The sequence below is a fragment of the Campylobacter sp. MG1 genome (assembly GCF_026616895.1).
In the GTDB taxonomy this organism is placed as follows: Bacteria; Campylobacterota; Campylobacteria; order Campylobacterales; family Campylobacteraceae; genus Campylobacter_E.
Window position 1 is genome coordinate 1 of the sequence record NZ_JANYME010000024.1, and the last position, 3914, is coordinate 3914.

General features: G+C 40.7%; 2 rRNA genes. Both read left to right on the plus strand.

What is annotated here, in order from left to right:
• Positions 1–303 precede the first annotated feature (303 nt).
• A 23S ribosomal RNA gene (locus NY022_RS09480) occupies positions 304–3306 on the plus strand.
• 116 nt (positions 3307–3422) lie between these two features.
• Positions 3423–3539: ribosomal RNA gene (rrf, locus tag NY022_RS09485) — 5S ribosomal RNA — on the plus strand.
• The last annotated feature ends 375 nt before the right edge of the window (positions 3540–3914 follow it).

Here is a 3914-nt window from a genome sequence, read left to right on the forward strand (position 1 = left end):
TGTTATTTTATTTATCAATGTTAAGAGTCACAAGCAAGTAATATAAAACAATTTCATAAGCTTGTTAAAGGTAATTATACTTAATCTCTTTCTTATTACATATATTAAGTATATATAAGAAAAAGTTTTTAAGCATCACAGCTTAGACGCTTTCCGTCTTGAAGATTAAGATTAATAATTACATAAAAACTTTAGCAAGGAAGTAATGCGTTTTAGTAATACTAAAAACAATAACAATAATGCATGCAAATATATTTCAATTAATACTATTAATTGTAAAAATATTAATAACATTATTAACAAAGGTAAGCTAATAAGAGCAAATGGTGGATGCCTTGGCAGACAAAGGCGATGAAGGACGTACTAGACTGCGATAAGCTACGAGGAGCCGTCAAGGGGCATTAATTCGTAGATTTCCGAATGGGGCAACCCAATACATAGAGATATGTATTACCATATATGGAGCGAACGTTGGGAATTGAAACATCTTAGTACCAACAGGAAAAGAAATCAATAGAGATTACGCTAGTAGCGGCGAGCGAAAGCGTAAGAGGGCAAACCACTAGTTTACTAGTGGGGTTGTAGGACTGCAACAAAGACTAAGCAAAGATAGTAGAACAAGTTGGAAAGCTTGAGCGTAGAGGGTGATACTCCCGTACATAAAATCTTTACTTTACTTAGCAGTATCCTGAGTAGGGCGAGACACGTGAAATCTTGTCTGAAGCTGGGTCGACCACGATCCAACCCTAAATACTAATGTCTGACCGATAGTGTACAAGTACCGTGAGGGAAAGGTGAAAAGAACTGAGGTGATCAGAGTGAAATAGAACCTGAAACCATTTGCTTACAATCATTCAGAGCCCTATGTAGCAATACAGGGTGATGGACTGCCTTTTGCATAATGAGCCTGCGAGTTGTGGTGTCTGGCAAGGTTAAGCTAACGTGAAGCCGTAGCGAAAGCGAGTCTTAATAGGGCGATAAGTCAGATGCTGCAGACCCGAAACGAAGTGATCTATCCATGAGCAGGTTGAAGCTAGTGTAAGAACTAGTGGAGGACCCAACCGACGGCCATTGAAACGGCTCCGGATGACTTGTGGATAGGGGTGAAAGGCCAATCAAACTTCGTGATAGCTGGTTCTCTCCGAAATATATTTAGGTATAGCGTTGTGTAGTAGCTATAAGGGGTAGAGCACTGAATGGGCTAGGGCATACACCAATGTACCAAACCCTATCAAACTCCGAATACTTATAGTGTAATCACAGCAGTCAGGCGGCGAGTGATAAAATCCGTCGTCGAGAGGGGAACAACCCAGACTACCAGCTAAGGTCCCTAAATCTTATTTGAGTGGAAAACGATGTGAAGTTACTTTAACAACCAGGAGGTTGGCTTAGAAGCAGCCATCCTTTAAAGAAAGCGTAATAGCTCACTGGTCTAGTGATTTTGCGCGGAAAATATAACGGGGCTAAAATAAGTACCGAAGCTGTAGACTTGCACTTAACTCTAATTATTTAGCTAAGAGCTTTTATTTAAAGTTATATTTCTTTAAAATAGCATAAGCTAAAATAAGCAAGAAGTAATTAGAGTTAAGTGCAAGTGGTAGGAGAGCGTTCTATAGGCGTTGAAGATGTACCGGTAAGGAGCGTTGGAGCGTATAGAAGTGAGCATGCAGGCATGAGTAGCGATAATTAATGTGAGAATCATTAACGCCGTAAACCCAAGGTTTCCTACGCGATGCTCGTCATCGTAGGGTTAGTCGGGTCCTAAGCAAAGTCCGAAAGGGGTATGCGATGGAAAATTGGTTAATATTCCAATACCAACATTATTGTGCGATGGAAGGACGCTTAGGGCTGAGCAAGCTAGCGGATGGAAGTGCTAGTCTAAGGTAGTAGGTTGTTATACAGGCAAATCCGTATAACATTAGACCGAGAACTGAAAGGCTTTCTGAAGTCTTCGGATGGAAGGAAGAATTGCTGATGCCGTCGAGCCAAGAAAAGTTTCTAAGTTTAGATAATGTTGCCCGTACCGTAAACCGACACAGGTGGGTGGGATGAGTATTCTAAGGCGCGTGGAAGAACTCTCTTTAAGGAACTCTGCAAAATAGCACCGTATCTTCGGTATAAGGTGTGGTTAGCCTTGTATTAGAATTTGACTTCGAAAGCAAGGAAACTTACAACAAAGAGTCCCTCCCGACTGTTTACCAAAAACACAGCACTCTGCTAACACGTAAGTGGATGTATAGGGTGTGACGCCTGCCCGGTGCTCGAAGGTTAATTGATGGGGTCAGCAGCAATGCGAAGCTCTTGATCGAAGCCCGAGTAAACGGCGGCCGTAACTATAACGGTCCTAAGGTAGCGAAATTCCTTGTCGGTTAAATACCGACCTGCATGAATGGCGTAACGAGATGGGAGCTGTCTCAAAGAGGGATCCAGTGAAATTGTAGTGGAGGTGAAAATTCCTCCTACCCGCGGCAAGACGGAAAGACCCCGTGGACCTTTACTACAGCTTGACACTGCTACTTGGATAAGAATGTGCAGGATAGGTGGGAGGCTTTGAGTTATAGACGCCAGTTTATAATGAGCCATCGTTGAGATACCACTCTTTCTTATTCGGGTAGCTAACTAGCGTGAGTTATCCTCATGTAGGACAATGTCTGGTGGGTAGTTTGACTGGGGCGGTCGCCTCCCAAAAAATAACGGAGGCTTACAAAGGTTGGTTCAAAACGGTTGGAAATCGTTTGTAGAGTATAAAGGCATAAACCAGCTTAACTGCAAGACAAACACGTCAAGCAGAGACGAAAGTCGGTCTTAGTGATCCGGTGGTTCTGTGTGGAAGGGCCATCGCTCAAAGGATAAAAGGTACCCCGGGGATAACAGGCTGATCTCCCCCAAGAGCTCACATCGACGGGGAGGTTTGGCACCTCGATGTCGGCTCATCGCATCCTGGGGCTGGAGCAGGTCCCAAGGGTATGGCTGTTCGCCATTTAAAGCGGTACGCGAGCTGGGTTCAGAACGTCGTGAGACAGTTCGGTCCCTATCTGCCGTGGGCGTAAGAAGATTGAAGAGATTTGACCCTAGTACGAGAGGACCGGGTTGAACGAACCACTGGTGTAGCTGTTGTTCTGCCAAGAGCATCGCAGCGTAGCTAAGTTCGGATGTGATAAGAGCTGAAAGCATCTAAGCTCGAAGCCAACTCTAAGATGAATCTTCTCTTAAGGTCGCAGCAAGACTAGCTGCTTGATAGGTTGGGTGTGTAAGTGGTGAAAGCCATTTAGCTGACCAATACTAATAGACCGTCCGCTTACTTTAAATAAGCATTACTTCCTTGCTAAGGTTTATTACTTTAGTAAGTTTAAGAGTTTAAATTACTTGCTTTTAACATTGTTATTTAAGTTTATTAAATACTAATAGATTTAAATAACAATGTCCGTGATTATACAAATGTGGTAACGCCTTGTCCCATCCCGAACCAAGAAGCTAAGCACATTGTGGGTGATGATACTACGCCTTACTGGCATGGGGAAAGTAGCTCGTTGCGGACTTGTTAAAATCTTTTTTAACTCCTTTCTTTTATTTTTTAGTTTATATAATTTTTATATTTTTTTTATTTTTATATGTATATTTATTTATGAAAACGGGATAGGGCTAAAAGGTAAGTTTTTATTGTTGCTTTCTTTTTTAGCTTTGTTTAGCTTTTTTAATTGCTTAGGTTTTTAATGCTTTAGTAAGTGTATTGTTTAATTATTTTTTATAGTTAGTATTTTTTATATGTAGTATTTTTACTTAGGTATTTTTTTATTATTATATTCATTTATTACTTTAAAAACTATTTATTGGTTAGCCTTTTTAAAACCTTTACTTTAAATAATTTGCTTAATTATGTTTTTTAGTATGAGATTATAAAAATAGATATTTTA